We start from the raw sequence: 18,142 nt of genomic DNA, 5'->3' as shown, positions 1-18,142 counted from the left end.
GACCCGCCGCCCCCGGGCCGCTGTCCGTTCCCCCCCACGGTGGGTCAGACGGCCGCCACGCGGCAGAAGCGCCCCGCCACCCGCAGCTCGGTCTCGACCAGGTCCGCCGTGTGCCGCAGCTCCGGCAGGAGCTGCGCCACGCAGTCGTCCGCCGTGCGGCGGGCCGCGTGCAGCGCGACGTTCAGGGCCGCCACCACCCGCCCCGTACGGTCCCGCACCGGGACCGCGATGGCGCGCAGCCCGGCCTCCAGCTCCTCGTCGACCAGGGCGTAGCCCTGTGCCCGGGCCTCGGGCAGGGCCAGCAGGACACGGCCCAGCGCCGTCGCACGGGCCGGCAGCCGGGTGCCGACCGTGACCCGGGCGCTCAGGACCCGGGCCGCGGACGCCCGGGCCGTGTACTGGATCTCCTCGCCCGAGTCCGACAGGACGGCGAGGGACGCCGACTCGTGGACCCGCTCGGCCAGGGCGGTCAGGTGGGGCTGGGCGATCTCGGGGAGGGAGGTGCGGGACAGCGGCGGGAAGCCGAGGGACAGCACCCGGGGGGTGAGGGTGAAGGTGTGGTCGGCGGCGGGCGCCACCAGACCCGCCCGCGCGTGGGTGATCAGCGCCCGGCGGGCGGTCGCGCGGGCCAGGCCCGTCGCCTCGGCGACCTGGGTCAGGGTCAGCGCGGAGCGGCCCTCGCCGAAGGCGGTCAGTACGGTCAGGCCGCGGGCCAGGGACTCGACGAACTCCCGGCCCAGTTCCTGCTTGGAGGCGCCCGTCCACAGGGCCAGGCCGGCGGGCGGCGGTCCCGGTTGTGGGGCCGGTGCGGCGCGCAGGTCGTCCTCCATCGCCGCGACCGCCGCCCGCAGCCGGGGGAGCAGGGCGGCCCGCAGGTCCGGTGCCGGGTGGCGGCTGGTGTGGCTCACCACGCTGGCCACGCACGCCACCCGGCCGGTGCCGGGGTCCCGTACCGGGACCGAGACCGCGACCAGGCCCGGTTCGATCAGCTGGTCGTCCAGCGCCCAGCCGTCGGCCGCCGCCTTCGCCGCCCGCCGGGCGAAGTCCTCGTCGGGGGCGCCGTGTTCGCGTGGCGGCACGGCGGGGAAGGAGTGGTCTCCCGGGTCCGCGGCCCGGCGCTCCCGCCACCGGTGCCAGTCCGGTGCGGTCCATTCCGCGGCGAACAGGGGCCCCGGCGCGGTGCGTTCGGCCGGCAGCAGGTCGCCGATGCGGAAGCTCAGGGACATGGCGCGGCGGCGGGTGGCCTGGTGGATGAAGCGGATGCCGTCCCGGTCGCCGACGGCCAGTGACACGGACTCGTCCAGTTCGTCGGCCAGGGCGTCGGCGCGGGCGGAGAGCAGGGCGGGGAGGCGGAGCGCGGCGAGATAGGCGTTGCCCAGCTCCATCAGACGGGGGGCCAGGGTCACGTCCCGGCCGTCCAGCCGGACGTACCCCATGCGGGCGAGGGTCGCCGTGAGGCGGTCGACCGTGGAGCGGGCCAGGCCGGTGGCCCGCTCCAGGGCACTGAGGCTGAGGGTGCCGTCGTCCGCCCCGGTCAGCCGGCCGAGTACGGCGATGCCGCGCAGCAGCGGCGCGACCGCCTCGTCCCGGGCGGCGTCGTGAGTGGTGTGGGCGGGCATCGGCTCTCCGGTACGGCGATCACGGCAGGCCGCCTACGGTAGCCCCGATCGCCCGGCCGTCACCTCCGCGTCACCCGCACCCGGACGTCTCCCTCGCCGTCCTTCTCCGACACCTTGATCGTGACGCCCTTGCGCGGGTCCTTGAAGGTCTCGCCGGGGGTGAAGGTGGCGTCCGAGAGTTCGGCGTGGACGTTGGGGCTGCGGGTGCAGCCGCCGCTGTCGCGCCGGGAGTCGTACACCCGCACCGGGCCCATGCCGGTGTCGACGTCCGCGTCGACCTTGTAGATCAGTACGCCGGGCCGGCACACCGTCTCGTCGTTGCCCTCGCGGGTGCGCACTTCGACGGCGTAGCCGGAGGTGCCGCTCAGCGGCAGGACGACCAGCTTGTCGCCGCCCTTGCGGGCCAGCGGGGTCAGCGTGTACTCCGTGGTCCCGGGCGTGGAGGCGCAGTGCACCTGGTCCGGGTCGAGCCAGCCCAGCTTCCACTTGTGCCAGCCCAGGAGGTCGTTGTTGGCGCCCCAGTCCTCGCTCATGATGTCCCAGTGGCCGACCGCCCCGCCGCCCTCCTGGGTGTAGAGGTCCGGGAGGCCGAAGACGTGGCCGTTCTCGTGCGGGAGCACGCGGTAGCCGGTCTCGTCGTAGGAGCCGGAGCCGTCGTCCTGGCGGGAGTAGACGAAGGAGGCGTTGGCCACCGGCACGCCGTCGGCGACCGGGGCCTCCTGGTTCCCGGCGAAGGTCACGGACAGGACCGTGTCCAGGGCGGAGGGCCCCGCGTTCGGGGTGACCAGGACGTTCAGGAGGTCGTACGAGCGGAAGTCGACCTTGGAGTCGGCCGCCGCGACCAGGTCCTGGACCAGTTTGCGGTAGCCGGGTTCGAAGGGGGCGCCGCGCTCTATGCCGTACTCGGCGAAGGACTTGGGCATCCGCAGCCAGTCCCGGACCGGGGTCTCGGGGCGGTAGTCGAGGCGGCCGTAGCTGCTGGTGCGGAACCACTCCTCGGTCTGCGGGAAGAACTCCGCGTACCGGTCGAGCGCCTTGCCCTCGCCGGGCGCGTCCGAGAAGTCGATCATCAGGTTGAGGGCGCGGACGGTGCCGGTCGAGCGGGCGTAGCCGGTGGAGGTGGGCACGCCCTCGGACATCTGGATCTCGGCGCCGCCCTCGATCATGCAGGGGCCGTGCGCGGAGGAGCGGGAGAGGGCGGCGGGGCCGGGGCCCGCGGTCGAGGTGCCGGGCGCGAGCCGGCCGGTGCCGGCCGAGGTGCTGAGCGCGAGGGTCAGGACGGCGACGGTCCCGGCGGCGGCCAGTCGGCGCGGGCGTATGCGGCGGCTCGGCGGCTGCGCCTGCGGCGGCTGCATGCGGACCTCCCCGGCCACGGCAGCCGCCCGACACCGGCTGCACCCTTGCGCTCACCCTGTGCCGAGGGGTGGGCGGGCGCGCGCTGGAGAGGCCGATCGTGGGTTTCTCACCGGTAGCCGCCGACCGGGGGACGGGCCGGGGGCCCGCTGTGACTCAGGTCACCGGAAAGTTCTTCGGATGCGGGAAATAACCGGGGATCGTTTCCCCGTTTAGACCTGTGTCCGAGCGAAACGGGGATTCCCTCCCCGGATCGTGAACCCAGTCGTCACACCCGTGACCGACACCCTCACAGACACCACAGACACCACAGACACGAAGGAGTACGCCGTGCAGACCGCGATTCCCGATCAGCGCAAGGTGGCCCGGCCCCGCGCCGATGCTCTGCGCAACCGGGAGCGGATCGTCCTCGCCGCCCGGGAGATGTTCGTCGAGCACGGGCCGGACGTGCCGCTCGACGACGTCGCCCGCCGGGCCGGCGTGGGCAACGCCACGGTGTACCGCAACTTCCCCGACCGCGACGCCCTCGTCCGCGAGGTCGTCTGTTCGGTCATGGACCGTACGGCACGGGCGGCCGAGCTGGCCCTCGCGGAGACCGGTGACGCGTTCGAGGCGCTGGAGCGCTTCGTGCACGCCTCCGCCGACGAGCGGATCAGCGCCCTGTGCCCCATGGTGGCCAACACCTTCGACCAGCACCACCCCGACCTGGAGGCGGCCCGCGGACGGGTCGAGCGCCTGGTCGCCGAGGTCATGGACCGGGCGAAGGCGGCCGGTCAGCTCCGCGGCGACGTGGGCGTCGGCGATCTGATGATCGCCGCGGCCCAGCTCAGCCGGCCCCCGGCCGGTACGGGGTGTGTGAGCGCCGACCGGTTCGTCCATCGCCATCTTCAGCTGTTCCTGGACGGGCTGCGGGCTCCGGCCCGCTCCGCCCTCCCGGGTGCGGCCGTGACTCTGGAGGACCTGCGCCGGCCCTGCGACCAGTAGTACCGCCAGTACCGCCAGTACCCCCAGTAGCGCCAGTAGCGCTACTACCGCCACCGACGCCGGGTTCTCGGCTCCGCCGCTGACCGCGGGCCGTCGGTGCGGGTTCACTCGTCCCTTTTCTCGTCTTTTTCCGTCACGAAGTCCGAAGTGGGTATCCCCATGTCTCAATCAGCCGTCAAGGCCTCCGGCGTCACCGACGCCCCGGACGCCCCGGACGCCGGACGCTGGAAAGCGCTCGTCTTCATCGCGCTCGCCCAGCTCATGGTCGTCCTCGACGCCACCATCGTGAACATCGCCCTCCCCTCCGCACAGCAGGACCTCGGCATCTCCGACGGCAACCGGCAGTGGGTCGTCACGGCCTACGCCCTCGCCTTCGGCGGTCTGCTGCTGTTCGGCGGCCGGATAGCCGACCTGTGGGGCCGCAAGCGCACCTTCGTCCTCGGTCTGGCCGGCTTCGCCGTCGCCTCCGCGCTGGGCGGCGCGGCCACCAACGAGGCGATGATGTTCGGCTCCCGCGCCCTCCAGGGCGTCTTCGGCGCCCTGCTCGCGCCCGCCGCGCTCTCCCTGCTCGCCGTGATGTTCACGGACGCCAAGGAGCGTGCCAAGGCGTTCGGCATCTACGGTGCGATCGCCGGTGGCGGTGGCGCCGTGGGCCTGATCCTCGGCGGCTTCCTCACCGAGTACCTGAACTGGCGCTGGACGTTCTTCGTCAACATCCCGTTCGCGATCGTCGCCGCGGCCGGCGCGTACCTGGTCATCCGTGAGCCCAAGGGCGGCCGCAACCGCTCGCCGCTCGACATCCCCGGCGTCGTCCTGTCCACCCTCGGACTGGTCGCGCTGGTCTACGGCTTCACCCGCGCCGAGTCCAACGGCTGGAGCGACGCCGTGACGGTCGGCATGTTCGTCGGCTCGGCGGTGCTGCTGCTGGCCTTCGTGCTCGTCGAGTCCCGGGTCAAGGCCCCGCTGCTGCCGCTGCGCGTGATCACCGAGCGCAACCGGGGCGGGATCTACCTCTCGCTGGGCCTGGCCATCATCGCGATGTTCGGCCTGTTCCTCTTCCTGACCTACTACCTGCAGATCGTGAAGGGCTACACGCCGGTGAAGACCGGCTTCGCCTTCCTGCCGATGATCGCGGGCATGATCACGGGCTCCACGCAGATCGGTGCCCGCCTGATGACCCGGGTCGCGCCCCGGCTGCTGATGGGCCCCGGCTTCCTGGTCGCCGCCGTCGGCATGCTGTTCCTGACCCAGCTGGAGGTCGACACCTCCTACGCCGGTGTGCTGCTGCCCGGCATGCTGCTGCTCGGCCTCGGCATGGGTACGGCGTTCATGCCGGCCATGTCCATGGCCACCATGGGCGTGGAGGCCCGGGACGCCGGTGTCGCCTCCGCGATGGTCAACACCTCGCAGCAGGTGGGCGGCGCGATCGGTACGGCGCTGCTGAACACGATCGCCGCCTCCGCCACCACGTCCTACATCGCCGACCACATGGGCGGCGCGGCCTCCCGGTCCCAGCAGCAGCTGGTCCAGCTGGAGGGCCAGGTGCAGGGCTACACCAGCGCGATCTGGTTCGCCGTCGGCATCCTGGTCGTCGCGGCCGCGATCGCCCTGACCCTCATCAACGCCGGGCGTCCGGGCGGCGGCGCCGTCACCGGTTCCGGTGCGGGCGACGAGGCCGAGGACGAGCTGCGGGTGCCGGTCGTCGCCCACTGACGACGCCGGACCCGGTGTCAGCACCCGCTCGGGCTCCTGTTCCACCCGTGCGGGCGGGGAGGGGACGCCCCGCCCGCACGGTTCCCCCGGACCTGCCCCGGCCGCGCGCTCAGCGCAGCCAGGGCAGGTCCGCACCCGCTTCGCTCGGCTGAAGTCCCTCGGCGACGATCCGCATGATCTCGCCGAGGGACTTCTGCTGTTCGGGGGTGAGCCGGTCGAAGACCGCCTGGCGTACGGCGTTCACATGGCCCGGTGCGGTCCGGCGCAGCACCTCGTACCCCTCGTCCGTGAGGATGGCGAACTGGCCGCGCTTGTCGGAGGGGCAGTCCTCGCGGCGGACCCAGCCGTTCTTCTCCAGGCGGGCCACCGCGTGCGAGAGCCGGGACCGGGTGATCTTCGCGTACTTGGCCAGCTCGGTCATCCGCAGCCGCCGGCGCGGTGACTCGGCCAGCTTGACCAGCAGGCCGTAATAGACGTGCGGCATGCCCGCGTCGCGCTGGAGCTGCCGGTCGAGGTGGTCCTCGAGGAGGGTGGCGGCCTCGATGTAGGAGCGCCAGACCAGCTGCTCCTCGGCGGTGAGCCAACGGGGTTCGTCGTTCATGTGTCCCACTGTACGAGACTGTTCCTTGAACATTAAACAAAATCGGCGTAGATTGTCGGCAAGTAAAGATTGAGAGTTCAAGTACTGGAGTAGCCATGGCCGCCGCCGTCCGGGAGCGCATGCCCGCCCTCTACCTCAGTCACGGCGCCCCGCCGCTCGCCGACGACCCCGTCTGGCCCGGCGAGCTGGCCGCCTGGGCCGCGGACCTGCCGCGCCCCAAGGCGATCCTCGTCGTCTCCGCCCACTGGGAGGAGGCCCCGCTCGCCCTCGGCGCCACCCGGACCGTCCCCCTCGTCCACGACTTCTGGGGCTTCCCGGAGCACTACTACCGGGTGCGCTACGGAGCGCCCGGCGCGCCCGCGCTCGCCGAGTCCGTACGCAAGCTGCTGCGCGCCCCCGGTACGCCCGTGCAGGACGTCCCCGACCGCGGCCTCGACCACGGTGCCTACGTGCCGCTGGTGGAGATGTACCCCGGCGCCGACGTCCCGGTCCTCCAGGTCTCCATGCCGACCCTCGACCCGGCGCGGCTCATGGAGACCGGCCGCAGGCTCGCGCCGCTGCGCGACGAGGGCGTGCTGATCATCGGCTCCGGCTTCTTCACCCACAACCTGGCCGCGCTGCGCCAGGGCGGCATCCCCTCCTGGTCCGCGGAGTTCGACGACTGGGGCCGGCGCGCGCTGGAGGGCGGGGACGTGGACGGACTGATCGACTTCGCCCGCAAGTCCCCGGCGGGACGGCTCGCCCACCCGCGCACCGAGCACTTCGCGCCCCTGTTCGTGACCATGGGCGCGGCGGACGCGGCAGGCGAGCTGGACCTGCGGCGGTCGGTGATCGACGGGTTCTGGATGGGCCTGGCCAAGCGCTCGGTGCAGTTCGGCTGAGCGCCCGGACCCGGCCGCGGGGGAGTGGCGACAGGGCCTACAGCGGCCTACAGCGGCCTACAGCGGCCTCTCGTACCAGGCCACGTCCCAGTACCGGCCGAACTTGCGGCCCACCTCGCGGTACGTGCCCACGTGCCGGAAGCCGAAGCGGGCGTGCAGCCGGGCGGAGGCCTCGTTGGGCTGGGCGACGGCGGCGTAGGCGCGGTGCAGGTCCTCGGCGGCCAGCGCGTCGAAGAGGGCCGTGTAGAGGAGTGAGCCGATGCCGCGGCCGCCGGCCCCCGGCGCAACGTAGACGGTGGTCTCCACCGAGGTCGCGTAGGCGGGCTTCGCGCGGTAGGGGCTGGAGGTGGCGTACCCCAGAATCTCCTGTGACTCCGCGTCCGTGGCAACCCTCAGGCGGTACGGGCCGTCTTCAGGGTGGGAGAGCAGCCAGGGGCGGCGCTCTTCCGGGGTGAACGGCTCGGTGTCGAACGTGATGGGCGTCTCACGTACGTAGTGGTTGTAGAGGTCGGTGAGTGGCTTGAGATCCTCCTCGACTCCCGGTCTGACCTGGACCTCGGCAGTTCCCGACATGGTCGCCCCTCCCTCTGTGGCGGCACAGGGTACTGCATGATCAGAAAAATCGAGGGGCGGGTTGGGAATTCTGTCCGGATTCCAGTCGTTGTTTCCATCGGATGCAGGGCACCCGAGGAGAGTCCCGAGAGGGGCTCCCGAGAGGGGCTGGAGACACGGAGACAACCCCGCAAGGCGCCCGAGCGTCCACCGGACCACCCGCTGAACCACCATCGCAAGGGAGCACGCATGGCAACCCGTGCCGTCGCCCGTCGTAAGTCCGCCACCGGCGAGACCTCCGGCGCGGCAACCAGCGTCCGCGCCAACGGCGGAGAGCTCGCCGACCGCGATCTGGTCGGCATGTACCTCGACGAGATCGCCCGGACCCCGCTGCTCGACGCCGCCAAGGAGGTCGAGCTGTCCCAGACCATCGAGGCCGGTGTGTTCGCGCGGCAGGTCCTCGAAGGCTGCGAGGAGACCGGGGCGGACGCCACCCGCGAGGAGCTCCAGGCCCTGATCGACGAGAGCGAGCGGGCCAAGGACGTCTTCATCCGCTCCAACCTCCGCCTGGTCGTCGCGGTCGCCCGCCGCTACCCGCGCAGCGGCCTGCCGCTGCTCGACCTGATCCAGGAGGGCAACGCCGGCCTGGTCCGCGCGGTCGAGAAGTTCGACTACCGCAAGGGCTTCAAGTTCTCCACGTACGCGACCTGGTGGATCCGTCAGGCCATCACGCGCTCCATCGCCGACCAGTCCCGCACCATCCGGCTGCCCGTCCACCTGGTGGAGGAGCTGGGCCGGATCCGGCGCGTGCAGCGCGAGTTCAACCGGGAGCACGGCCGTGAGCCGGAGCCCGCCGAGATCGCGGCCGAGCTGGGCTCGACGCCGGAGCGCGTGACCGACGTGCTCGACTGGGCCCGCGACCCGGTCTCGCTCAACATGTCGGTGGACGACGAGGGCGAGACCCAGTTCGGCGACCTGCTGGAGGACACCTCCGCCGTGTCGCCCGAGCAGTCGGTGCTGACCCTGCTGCGCAGCGAGGAGCTGGACGACCTCATCGGCCGCCTGGACCCGCGCACGGCCTCCATCATCAAGATGCGGTACGGCATCGACGACGGCCGCGAGCGCACGCTGACCGAGGTCGGCAAGGAGCACGGCCTGACCCGCGAGCGCATCCGGCAGATCGAGAAGCACGCCCTGCTGGAGCTGAAGAAGCTGGCCCGCGACACCGGCTTCGAGGCGGCGGCCTGACCCGGCCGCAGGGCGACGCCGGCCGTACGGCCCGGATGCCGCGTGACGTGGGGGCGTGACGGGGCGGATGGGGCGTACGCCGGGTGTCGGACCCGGCGCAAACATGGCCGTACAACGCTGCTTCAATCCGCGGTGGCCGGGAAAAAGACGTTCGAGCCGGTACCTCGGCACCACTGAAGACCACGTCCCGACGCACTCCCCCCGGCGCCGGGACTTCCCGAGCCGGGCTCGGCCGCCCCTCCCCCCCTGGGGCGCCGCAGCCCGGCTCCTTCCGTGTCACGGGGGACCGGACGGCCGCGAGCCGGAGCGGAGCGGCGGGCGGGGCGGCAGGCGGGGCAGGGCGGGGAGGCGGGGCACCCCGAACCTGAACCCCGGGGTGGCCCGCCGAATGGCAGATTCTGCCACAGCGGCATAGCCTGCCGAAGTGAGCAGCACCATTCCAGCACTTCCCGGCCCCGGCCCCGGACCCGAACCGGCCGGACCCGTCTCCCTGACCGAGCGGCGCAAGGCCGAGACCCGGATGGAGATCGCCCGGGCGGCGGCCCGCCTCTTCGTCGGCCAGGGCCTGCGGGCCACCCGGGCCGAGGACATCGCCCGGGCGGCGGGTGTCGCCCCGCGCACTTTCTACCGCTACTTCGCCACCAAGGAAGAGGCCATCGCCCCGCTCTACGCCCTGGGCGCCGAGCGCTGGGTGCGGGCGGTGCGCGAGGCCCCGGCCGAACTGTCGCCGCCCGAGGCACTGGAACGCGCCGTGCGGCACACGCTGACCCCGGGCGCCGGTGTGTCGGCGCCCTCCTGGGAGTGGGCCCGCACCCTCATCCGCCTGGCCGGGAGCAGTCCGGCGCTGCGCAAGGTGTGGGCGGAGGTCTGCCACGCCACGGAGCGCGGGCTGGTCCAGGCGCTGGCCGCGCGGATGGCCGGGGGCGACGACAACGTTGCCGCACGCCTGGCCGCCTCGCCCCGGCTGCACTTCGCGGCCGCGGTGGCGGGGGCGTCCGTGCGCGTCGCGGCGGAGCACTGGGCGTCGTCCTCCCCGCAAGGAGCACGCAGCCCCCTGGAACAGGCGCTGCTGAACCTGGAGGTGCTGCGGGGGTTCAACTGGGAGGCCGGGCCCGCGGAAGAGGAGTGAGCCCCCGGGCGGGCGCCGCCGCCGGTCGGTCCCCCCCCCGGGCGGGCGCCGCCGCCGGTCGGTCCCTCGGTCGCTCCGCCGGTGCCCCGCCGGTCAGCCGCCCCCTGCCGATCAGCTGGCCCCCCCCGCCGGGTCAGCCGGCCCCCCTGCCGGTCAGCCCCCCTGCCGGTCAGCCGCCCCTCCGCCGGTCAGCCCCCCGCCGGTCAGCCGCCCCCCTGCCGTTCATCCGGCCGCTGCCGGTCAGCCACCCGCCGGTCAGCCGCCCCCGCCGGGTCAGCCAGCCCCCCCTGCCGGTCAGCCCCCTGCCGGTCAGCCGCCCCCCTGCCGGTCAGCCGCCCCCCGGTCAGCCAGCCTCCCTGCCGGTCAGCCCCCTGCCGGTCAGCCGCCCGCCGGTCAGCCCCCTGCCGGTCAGCCGCCCGCCGGTCAGCCGCCCCCCCCGCCGGGTCAGCCAGCCCCCCTGCCGGTCAGCTGGCCCCTGGCGGTCAGCCGGCCCCCTGCCGGTCAGTCGCCCCCCCCCCCGCCAGTCAGCTGCCCCCGCCAGTCAGCCGCCCCCCGCCGCGCGTCCCAGCCGGGCCCCCAGCTCCCGTACGCACTCCACCAGTTCCGCCGGTTCCCGGACCCGGAACTCCAGTCCGGTCGTCGCCAGTCGGGCCGCGGTCCACTCCACCGGGCCGGACACGGTCGCCCGCACCACGCAGGACGCGCAGCCGTCCACCGGCTCGGGTGTCCCCATCCAGTGCGGCAGCAGGGGCGCGACGGCCTCGGCCGGTGCGTGGAAGACGACCGTGATCTCGTAGGAGTCGTGCCGTCGCTGCATCGAGCGCCGCAGGTACTCGGCCGCGTCGCCGGTCGGCAGCTCCCGGGGAGTGAACCGCGCCCCCGTCGCGAAGGGCTCGCTCACCCGGTCCACCCGGAAGGTCCGCCAGTCGTCCCGGTCGAGGTCGTAGGCGACCAGGTACCAGCGCCGCCCCGTGGAGACCAGCCGGTACGGCTCCGTCGAGCGCCGCGTCCCGGTGCCGTCCGCCGCGCGGTAGGCGAACCGCAGCCGCTCGTGCCCGGCCACCGTCGAGGCCATCACGGTCAGCGTCTCGGGCGCGATGCTCGGCCCGTCCCCACTGGTCAGCGGCGTGGTCGCGGACTGGAGCGTGGTGACCCGGTGCCGCAGCCGCGAGGGCAGCACCTGCTCCAGCTTGGCCAGGGCCCGCACCGACGCCTCGTCCAGGCCCTCGACCGCGTGCCCCGCGCCGGCCCGCAGCCCGACCGCGATGGCCACCGCCTCCTCGTCGTCGAGGACCAGCGGCGGCATCGCCTTGCCCGCCACCAGCCGGTAGCCCCCGTCGGTGCCCATCGTCGCCTGCACCGGATAGCCCAGTTCGCGCAGGCGGTCGATGTCCCGCCGGACCGTGCGCCGGGACACCCCGAGCCGGTCGGCCAGCTCGCCGCCGGGCCATTCGCGGGGCGTCTGGAGGAGGGAGAGGAGGGTCAGCAGCCGGGCCGGAGTGTCCGTCGTCATACGTGCGAGGATGCCGCACATCTAGGACACGATCCGACCTAGTGCCCTCCTAAGTTCCTGCCATGACCTCCAAGCACACCCCGCAACCGGCTCCCCTCCCGCCCGCCGCAGGCGACCGGCGTCGCTGGTTCGCCCTCGCGATCGTGATGACCGCGGCATTCATGGACCTGGTGGACGTCACCATCGTCAACATCGCCATCCCCTCGATCCAGCGGGACGAGGGCGCCACCTTCAGCCAGATCCAGTGGATCACCGCTGGTTACGCCCTCGCCTTCGCGGCCGGTCTGATCACCGGCGGGCGGCTCGGCGACATCCACGGCCGCAAGCGGGTCTTCCTCGTCGGCATCGGCGGCTTCACCCTCGCCTCGGCGCTGTGCGGCCTGGCGGCCAACCCGGAGATGCTGGTGGCCTCCCGCATCCTCCAGGGCGGCATGGCGGCGCTCATGGTGCCGCAGGTGCTGTCGATCGTGCACGCCACCTTCCCGGCGCACGAACGCGGCAAGGTCTTCGGGCTGTTCGGCGCGATCGTGGGTCTGGGTGCCGTCTCGGGCCCGCTGCTGGGCGCCCTGCTCACCGAGTGGAACCTCTTCGGCCTCGAATGGCGGCCGATCTTCCTCATCAACCTGCCGGTCGGCATTGCGGGCCTCGTCCTCGGCAGCCGCTTCATCACCGAGTCCAAGGCGCCCCGCGCCCTCCGGCTGGACCTGGTCGGGGTCGCGCTGGTCACCCTCGGCCTGCTGATGCTGATCTACCCGCTCACCCGGGGCGAGGAACTGGGCTGGCCGCTGTGGGGGTACCTGTCGATGGCCGGCTCGCTGGTGGTCCTCGCGGTCCTGGTCGCCTACGAGCGGCGCAAGAGCGCGCGGGACGGTTCGCCGCTGGTGGAGCTGTCGCTGTTCAGGGTGAAGAGCTTCGCGGCCGGGATCGCCGTGCAGACCGTCTTCGGGGTCGCGCTCGGCGTCTTCTTCCTGGTGTGGACGCTGTACATGCAGTTCGGGCTCGGCTGGAGCCCGCTGCGGGCCGGCCTGACCGGCGTACCGTTCTCGATCGCCGTGTCCACGGCCGCCGGGATCTCGGTGCAGAAGCTGGTCCCGCGCTTCGGGCGCAAGGTGCTCCAGGCCGGCGCGCTGGTGATGGCGGCCGGAGTGCTCCTCTACATGTGGGAGTCCGGGCGCTACGGGCTCGCCATCACCTCCTGGCAGATGGCGCTGACGCTGGTCGTGATGGGCCTCGGCATGGGCCTGATCGTCGCGCCGCTGACCGACGCGGTCCTCTCCCAGGTGCCGCGCGAGCACGCCGGAGCGGCGTCGGGTCTCATCAACACCGTGCAGCAGATGGGCAACGCGCTCGGGCTCGGGCTGGTGTCGGTGGTCTTCTTCGGCACGATGAGCGACCGCCTCACCCCCGACCGCATCGGCCCCGCCTACGTGGACGCCTTCCAGAACGCGCTGGGGTGGGTGGCCGCGGTGCTGGCCGTCATCTTCCTGCTGATGTTCGCGCTGCCCCGGCGGCCGGCCCAGCACGTGGAGGGCGGCCCGGCCGCGGACCGCGCGGAGGAGAAGGAGCCCGCGCTGGTCTGAGACCGCGGACGCGCGACGGGACGGTGGAAAGGGGCGGGCCCGGCACGAAGGTGCCGGGGCCCGCCCCCGTCACGTCGATGCCCGTTTACGCCTGCTTGTGTCCGAGTGTTTCTGCTTCCTGTTTACATTCCGGACAACCCGGCGTAGCCTCCAAGCAAAACCACAGGTTCGGGCACGGGTCGGAGGTGAACGGTCATGTACGCACCGGAGCGGCAGCAGGAGATCCTCCGGCTCGCCCGGGACGGCGGCCGGGTGGACGTGGTGTCGCTGGCCGAGGAGTTCCAGGTGACGGCGGAGACCATCCGCCGCGACCTCAAGGCGCTCGACCGCGCGGGGCTGCTCCGCCGGGTGCACGGCGGCGCGATCCCGGCCGGCCGGCTCGACTTCGAACCCGACCTCGCCGAGCGCGAGTCCACGGCCGCCGACGAGAAGGACCGCATCGCCAGGGCGGCCCTCGCGGAACTGCCGGCCGAGGGCACGCTGATCCTCGACGCCGGTTCCACGGTGGCCCGCATGGCCGCGGCGATCCCGCCGGACGCCTCGCTGACCGTGGTCACCCACAGCCTGCCCATCGCGGCCCGCCTCGCCGACCACCCGGGCATCCAGCTGCACATCGTCGGGGGGCGCGTGCGCCACCGTACGCGCGCCGCCGTGGACGCCTGGGCGCTGCGCGCGTACGGCGAGATCCGCGCCGACATGGCCGTGGTGGCGGCCAACGGGTTCTCCGTGGAGCACGGACTGACCACCCCCGACCTCGCCGAGGCCGCCGTCAAGCGGGCCGCCCTGACCGCCGCCCGGCGCGTGGTGCTGCTCGCCGACTCCTCCAAGTACGCCCAGGAGCACTTCGCCCGCTTCGGCGCCCTCGGCGACGTGGACCTGCTGATCACCGACAAGGGACTCACCCCCGAGGACGCGGGCGACATCGAGCGCGCCGGCACGGAAGTAGTACGCGCATGATCCTGACCGTCACCCCCAACCCGTCGCTGGACCGCACCTACGAGGTGCCCTCCCTCGACCGCGGCGAGGTCGTCCGCGCCACCGGCGAGCGGGTCGACCCCGGCGGCAAGGGCGTGAACGTCTCGCGCGCGGTGACCGCCGCCGGACGGCGCACCGTCGCGGTGCTGCCGCTGGGCGGAGCACCGGGCGCCCTCGTCGCCGACCTGCTCGACGCACAGGGCATCGAGGTCGCGCCGGTGCCGATCACCGGACCCACCCGCTCCAACATCGCGCTCGCCGAGGCCGACGGCGTCCTGACGAAGATCAACGCGCCGGGTCCCGAACTCACCCCGGCCGAACGGGAACTGCTCCTGGAGACCGTGCGCCGCCAGTCGCCCGGCGCGGACTGGATCGCCTGCTGCGGCAGCCTGCCCCGCGGCCTGGCCCCCTCCTGGTACGCCGACCTGGTCGCCCGCGCGCACGCCGCCGGGGTCCGCATCGCCCTGGACACCTCCGGACCGGCCCTGCTGCGGGCGCTGCGCGAGCGGCCCGACGTGGTCAAGCCGAACGCCGAGGAGCTCGCCGAGGCCGTCGGGCGACCCCTGGCCACCGTCGGCGACGCGGTGAAGGCCGCCGAGGAGCTGCGGGAGCTGGGCGCCCGTTCGGTGCTGGCCAGCCTGGGCGCCGACGGGCAGCTGCTCGTGGACGACGCGGGCACCTGGTTCGGCACCGCCCGCGTGGATGCCGTACGCAGCAACGTCGGCGCCGGGGACTCCTCCCTCGCCGGTTTCCTCGTCGCCGGCGGGACCGGGCCCGGCGCCCTCGCCGCCGCCGTCGCGCACGGCGCCGCCGCCGTCCGGCTGCCCGGCAGCGTGATGCCGACGCCGTACGACCTGGACCCGGCCGACGTGACGGTCACGGCCGAGGTGCCCGTCGACCGCGTACTGGGGGAGCCGGCGCCATGACTCCCCGCCTCGCCCACCGCTCCCTCCCCGCGGCCGCACCCGGCCCCCACCGCTGTGCCCCCGGCCCCCACCGCTGTGCCCCCGTCCCCCTCCCCGCCCCCGCCCCTCACCCCACGTTCCGGGCGATACGCGAGCTAAGGAGCCCGCGATGAGCGACATGATCACCGCGGACCTGGTCGACCTCGACCTGTCCGCCGACACCAAGCAAGCGGCGGCGCGCGCCCTCGCGGAGCGGATGGTGGCCCTGGGCCGGGTGACCGACCTGGAGGGCTTCCTCGCCGACGTGGCCGCCCGTGAGGCGCAGATGCCGACCGGCCTCGACGGCGGGATCGGCATCCCGCACTGCCGCAGCGCGCACGTCACCGAGCCGACGCTCGCGTTCGGACGCAGCACGGCCGGGGTCGACTTCGGGGCGGCGGACGGACCGGCCGACCTGATCTTCCTCATCGCCGCTCCGGCGGGCGCCGACGACGCCCACCTGACGATCCTCTCCTCGCTGGCCCGGCAGCTGATGAACGCCGGGTTCACCGCCGCGCTGCGCTCGGTGGGCGACGCGGCGGCCGCCGCCGCGCTCATCCGCGGGGAGGAGCCGACACCGGCCGCGGACACCGGGGCGGTCTCGGCGGCGGCCTCCGCCGAGGCCGCCCCGGGCAGCACCGGTGAGGATTCCGGCGGGCCCGGGCGCCCCTTCCGTATCGTCGCCGTCACCTCCTGCCCCACCGGCATCGCGCACACCTACATGGCCGCCGAGTCGCTGGAGAACGCGGGCCGCGAGGAGGGCGTCGAGGTCGTCGTCGAGACGCAGGGCTCGGCCGGCTTCACCCGGCTCGACCCGGCGGTGATCGCGGCGGCGGACGGCGTGATCCTCGCCCACGACGTCGCCGTGCGCGAGAAGGACCGCTTCGCCGGGAAGCCCACCGTCGACACCGGCGTCAAGGCCGCCATCAACCGGCCGGGCGAGCTGATCGGCGAGGTCCGCGACAAGGCGGCCCGCGGCGAGGCCACCTCCGCCTCCCCGGGCGCGACCCCCGTCGAGCGCGGCGGCGAGTCCGGCGAGGGCTACGGCACCAAGCTCCGCAAGTGGCTGATGTCCGGCGTCAGTTACATGGTCCCGTTCGTCGCCGCGGGCGGTCTGCTGATCGCCCTGGGCTTCGCGATCGGCGGCTACGAGATCAACAAGGCGCCCTCCGTGATGGACCACTTCGTGTGGACCCAGGCGGACAGTTGGGCGGCGCTGCTCTTCCAGATCGGCGGCGTGGCCTTCGCCTTCCTCGTCCCGGTGCTGGCCGGCTACATCGCCTACGGCATGGCCGACCGGCCCGGCCTGGTCCCCGGCTTCGTCGGCGGCTCGATCGCCCTGACCATCAACGCCGGCTTCCTCGGCGGTCTGGCGGCCGGTCTGATCTCCGGCGCGGTGGTGCTGGCGATCCAGCGGGTACCGATACCGAAGGCGCTGCGCGGCATCATGCCGGTGGTGGTGATCCCGCTCGTCTCGGCGGCGGTCGTCGGGTTCCTGATGTTCGTCGTGATCGGCAAGCCCATCGCGTCCGCGCAGGAAGGGATGACCGACTGGCTCAACGGTCTGTCCGGCGCCAACGCGGTCCTGCTCGGCGCGCTGCTCGGCCTGATGATGTGCTTCGACCTCGGCGGCCCGGTCAACAAGGTCGCCTACACCTTCGCCACCGCGGGCATCGCGGTCGCCAGTCCCAGCGACTCGGCGATGAAGATCATGGCGGCGGTGATGGCGGCCGGCATGGTCCCGCCGCTGGCGATGGCCCTGGCCACCACCGTGCGCGGCCGGCTCTTCAACGCCGCCGAGCGCGAGAACGGCAAGGCCGCCTGGGTCCTGGGCGCCTCCTTCATCTCCGAGGGCGCGATCCCGTTCGCCGCGGCCGACCCGCTGCGCGTCATCCCGGCCTCGATGGCGGGCGGCGCGGTCACCGGCGCCCTGTCGATGGCCTTCGGTGCGACGCTGCGCGCCCCGCACGGCGGCATCTTCGTGGTCCCGCTGATCGGCAACCCGCTGCTCTACCTGGTCGCCGTCGCGGCCGGGGTCTGTGTCACCGCGGTCCTGGTGATCGTCCTCAAGGGGCTGCGCAAGGCGGTGCCGGGAGCGGCGGCCCAGGGAGCCGGCGGGGGCGCGGACCCCTCGTCCCCGACGCCGGGCGCGAAGCAGACGGTGGCCGCGTAGGGCGCGAAGCAGACGGTGGCCGCGTAGGGCAGGACACGACGGGCCGGCGGAGCGGGGCGCGCTACGGGGAGACCTGGGCCGCGCGCCGCTCCATCGCCCGGCGGGCCGTGTCCTCGCTGTCGTAGACCTCGCACATGTGGCGCCCGTCCGGGGTGGCCGTGTGCTCGACCTCCCACAGGGAGACCTCCACGCCGTCGCGCAGCAGGAACGCGTGCTCGTAGAGCGAGAAGCCGGCCCGGGCCCGGCCCGCGCGCCCGGGACCGCCGAAGGCCTGGGTGATCTGGTGCCCGCACGCCGTCGACAGCCGGGCGGCGAGGTCGGCGTCCGGACGGTCCGCGTTCTCCGCGCGGCGCAGCAGCCTGCGGGCGTGGTCCGCGGAGGCGTCCGGGACGTAGGCGTGGCGCGGGGCCGGAACCGGCGACAACTGCACCTGCACCGGCAGCTCGAACTCGGGGGCCTCGGGCGGCAGGGCCAGCCGGGAACCCGCGGCGCGCAACTCCTCCTCGTCCAGGTAGACCTCGTGCCGCGGCTCGCTGCCCGGGGCGGTGTTGTGGACCAGCTCCCACAGCGTGAGCGCCGAACCGTCGGCGAGCAGCCAGGTGTGCCGGTACGTCTCGCGGTGCAGCCCCGCGCTGTGGTGCGCGGAGTGCAGGGAACCGTCGTGCGCCAGCGCGCAGTCCAGCCGCCGTATCGTCTCGTCGGGCAGCTCGAAGGAGTTCAGGGCGCGACCCAGCAGCCGCATGAGGTGCTCCTCCGGAGACTCGGGCGACTCGGGTGGTTCGTACGCTGCCGTCTCGTACGGAACGCTCAAGGTTTCTCCCGGCGTTGCTGCATGTCACCTTGTGGGTGCATACCGTAGCCCCTCGGTCGGACATCA

15 protein-coding genes are annotated in these 18,142 nt (G+C 73.5%); 9 read left to right on the top strand and 6 right to left on the bottom strand.

Annotated elements, in window-relative coordinates; translation table 11 throughout:
- Positions 1 to 44: 44 nt before the first annotated feature.
- Together ACFV9J_RS25565 and ACFV9J_RS25560 are read right to left on the bottom strand one after the other, a co-directional pair.
- Positions 45 to 1,619, bottom strand: a complete 1,575-nt coding sequence (locus tag ACFV9J_RS25565) for an IclR family transcriptional regulator C-terminal domain-containing protein (RefSeq protein WP_385357460.1) — start codon at positions 1,617 to 1,619, stop codon at positions 45 to 47.
- A gap of 59 nt (positions 1,620 to 1,678) precedes the next feature.
- Entirely contained in the window at positions 1,679 to 2,974 is a 1,296-nt protein-coding gene (locus ACFV9J_RS25560; protein ID WP_385357458.1) for a M6 family metalloprotease domain-containing protein, read from the bottom strand.
- A gap of 328 nt (positions 2,975 to 3,302) precedes the next feature.
- On the opposite strand from ACFV9J_RS25560, the gene ACFV9J_RS25555 reads away from it, so the two are divergent.
- Positions 3,303 to 3,956, top strand: coding sequence for a TetR/AcrR family transcriptional regulator (locus tag ACFV9J_RS25555; RefSeq protein ID WP_385357456.1), 654 nt, complete (start codon positions 3,303 to 3,305; stop codon positions 3,954 to 3,956).
- A 159-nt stretch (positions 3,957 to 4,115) separates the two neighbouring features.
- Positions 4,116 to 5,669, top strand: coding sequence for an MFS transporter (locus ACFV9J_RS25550; RefSeq protein ID WP_385357454.1), 1,554 nt, complete (start codon positions 4,116 to 4,118; stop codon positions 5,667 to 5,669).
- Between the two features lie 109 nt (positions 5,670 to 5,778).
- Here ACFV9J_RS25550 and ACFV9J_RS25545 read toward each other — a convergent pair whose 3' ends face one another.
- Positions 5,779 to 6,270, bottom strand: a complete 492-nt coding sequence (locus tag ACFV9J_RS25545) for a MarR family winged helix-turn-helix transcriptional regulator (RefSeq protein WP_007388762.1) — start codon at positions 6,268 to 6,270, stop codon at positions 5,779 to 5,781.
- Positions 6,271 to 6,389: 119 nt separating this feature from the next.
- Here ACFV9J_RS25545 and ACFV9J_RS25540 point away from each other — a divergent pair, with 119 nt between their 5' ends.
- Entirely contained in the window at positions 6,390 to 7,151 is a 762-nt protein-coding gene (locus ACFV9J_RS25540; RefSeq protein WP_385357614.1) for a dioxygenase, read from the top strand.
- 57 nt (positions 7,152 to 7,208) lie between these two features.
- Here the strand turns inward: ACFV9J_RS25540 and ACFV9J_RS25535 are convergent, their stop codons facing one another.
- On the bottom strand, positions 7,209 to 7,724 hold the full coding sequence (locus ACFV9J_RS25535) for a GNAT family N-acetyltransferase (RefSeq protein WP_385357452.1): 516 nt from the start codon (positions 7,722 to 7,724) through the stop codon (positions 7,209 to 7,211).
- 228 nt (positions 7,725 to 7,952) lie between these two features.
- On the opposite strand from ACFV9J_RS25535, the gene ACFV9J_RS25530 reads away from it, so the two are divergent.
- A complete protein-coding gene (locus ACFV9J_RS25530) occupies positions 7,953 to 8,951 on the top strand; it encodes an RNA polymerase sigma factor RpoD/SigA (protein ID WP_385357450.1) in 999 nt (332 codons plus the stop codon).
- A 424-nt stretch (positions 8,952 to 9,375) separates the two neighbouring features.
- Positions 9,376 to 10,080, top strand: a complete 705-nt coding sequence (locus tag ACFV9J_RS25525; RefSeq protein WP_385357447.1) for a TetR/AcrR family transcriptional regulator — start codon at positions 9,376 to 9,378, stop codon at positions 10,078 to 10,080.
- Positions 10,081 to 10,621: 541 nt separating this feature from the next.
- Here the strand turns inward: ACFV9J_RS25525 and ACFV9J_RS25520 are convergent.
- Complete coding sequence (locus ACFV9J_RS25520) at positions 10,622 to 11,593, bottom strand: helix-turn-helix transcriptional regulator (RefSeq protein WP_385357445.1); 972 nt, start codon at positions 11,591 to 11,593, stop codon at positions 10,622 to 10,624.
- Between the two features lie 62 nt (positions 11,594 to 11,655).
- On the opposite strand from ACFV9J_RS25520, the gene ACFV9J_RS25515 reads away from it, so the two are divergent.
- The 4 genes from ACFV9J_RS25515 to ACFV9J_RS25500 all read left to right on the top strand — a co-directional run bounded on the left by ACFV9J_RS25515 (position 11,656) and on the right by ACFV9J_RS25500 (position 17,265).
- Positions 11,656 to 13,173 carry an MFS transporter gene (locus tag ACFV9J_RS25515; protein ID WP_385357443.1) on the top strand — a complete coding sequence of 506 codons (1,518 nt, stop codon included), beginning with the start codon at positions 11,656 to 11,658 and terminating at the stop codon, positions 13,171 to 13,173.
- Positions 13,174 to 13,368: 195 nt separating this feature from the next.
- Complete coding sequence (locus tag ACFV9J_RS25510; RefSeq protein WP_385357441.1) at positions 13,369 to 14,130, top strand: DeoR/GlpR family DNA-binding transcription regulator; 762 nt, start codon at positions 13,369 to 13,371, stop codon at positions 14,128 to 14,130.
- Entirely contained in the window at positions 14,127 to 15,074 is a 948-nt protein-coding gene (pfkB, locus tag ACFV9J_RS25505) for a 1-phosphofructokinase (RefSeq protein WP_385357439.1), read from the top strand. Before ACFV9J_RS25510 ends, pfkB begins: the two co-directional genes overlap by 4 nt.
- A gap of 148 nt (positions 15,075 to 15,222) precedes the next feature.
- Complete coding sequence (locus ACFV9J_RS25500) at positions 15,223 to 17,265, top strand: fructose-specific PTS transporter subunit EIIC (RefSeq protein ID WP_385357438.1); 2,043 nt, start codon at positions 15,223 to 15,225, stop codon at positions 17,263 to 17,265.
- Between the two features lie 61 nt (positions 17,266 to 17,326).
- On the opposite strand, the gene ACFV9J_RS25495 is transcribed toward ACFV9J_RS25500, so the two are convergent.
- The gene (locus tag ACFV9J_RS25495; protein ID WP_385357436.1) at positions 17,327 to 18,076 is read right to left on the bottom strand and encodes a DUF6227 family protein; all 750 of its coding nucleotides are present in this window, start codon (positions 18,074 to 18,076) and stop codon (positions 17,327 to 17,329) included.
- Positions 18,077 to 18,142: the final 66 nt, after the last annotated feature.

The sequence above is a fragment of the Streptomyces sp. NPDC059906 genome, from assembly GCF_042730645.1.
In the GTDB taxonomy this organism is placed as follows: domain Bacteria; phylum Actinomycetota; class Actinomycetes; order Streptomycetales; family Streptomycetaceae; genus Streptomyces; species Streptomyces rubrogriseus.
This window is presented reverse-complemented; position numbering and strand designations above follow the sequence as displayed.

Excerpts from the sequence above, each read along its gene's own strand:
- ACFV9J_RS25565 (WP_385357460.1), bottom strand. The coding sequence starts at position 1,619 with ATGCCCGCCCACACCACTCACGACGCCGCCCGGGACGAGGCGGTCGCG.
- ACFV9J_RS25560 (WP_385357458.1), bottom strand. The coding sequence starts at position 2,974 with ATGCAGCCGCCGCAGGCGCAGCCGCCGAGCCGCCGCATACGCCCGCGC.
- ACFV9J_RS25550 (WP_385357454.1), top strand. The coding sequence starts at position 4,116 with ATGTCTCAATCAGCCGTCAAGGCCTCCGGCGTCACCGACGCCCCGGAC.
- ACFV9J_RS25545 (WP_007388762.1), bottom strand. The coding sequence starts at position 6,270 with ATGAACGACGAACCCCGTTGGCTCACCGCCGAGGAGCAGCTGGTCTGG.
- ACFV9J_RS25540 (WP_385357614.1), top strand. The coding sequence starts at position 6,390 with ATGCCCGCCCTCTACCTCAGTCACGGCGCCCCGCCGCTCGCCGACGAC.
- ACFV9J_RS25535 (WP_385357452.1), bottom strand. The coding sequence starts at position 7,724 with ATGTCGGGAACTGCCGAGGTCCAGGTCAGACCGGGAGTCGAGGAGGAT.
- ACFV9J_RS25530 (WP_385357450.1), top strand. The coding sequence starts at position 7,953 with ATGGCAACCCGTGCCGTCGCCCGTCGTAAGTCCGCCACCGGCGAGACC.
- ACFV9J_RS25520 (WP_385357445.1), bottom strand. The coding sequence starts at position 11,593 with ATGACGACGGACACTCCGGCCCGGCTGCTGACCCTCCTCTCCCTCCTC.
- ACFV9J_RS25515 (WP_385357443.1), top strand. The coding sequence starts at position 11,656 with ATGACCTCCAAGCACACCCCGCAACCGGCTCCCCTCCCGCCCGCCGCA.
- ACFV9J_RS25510 (WP_385357441.1), top strand. The coding sequence starts at position 13,369 with ATGTACGCACCGGAGCGGCAGCAGGAGATCCTCCGGCTCGCCCGGGAC.
- pfkB (WP_385357439.1), top strand. The coding sequence starts at position 14,127 with ATGATCCTGACCGTCACCCCCAACCCGTCGCTGGACCGCACCTACGAG.
- ACFV9J_RS25500 (WP_385357438.1), top strand. The coding sequence starts at position 15,223 with ATGAGCGACATGATCACCGCGGACCTGGTCGACCTCGACCTGTCCGCC.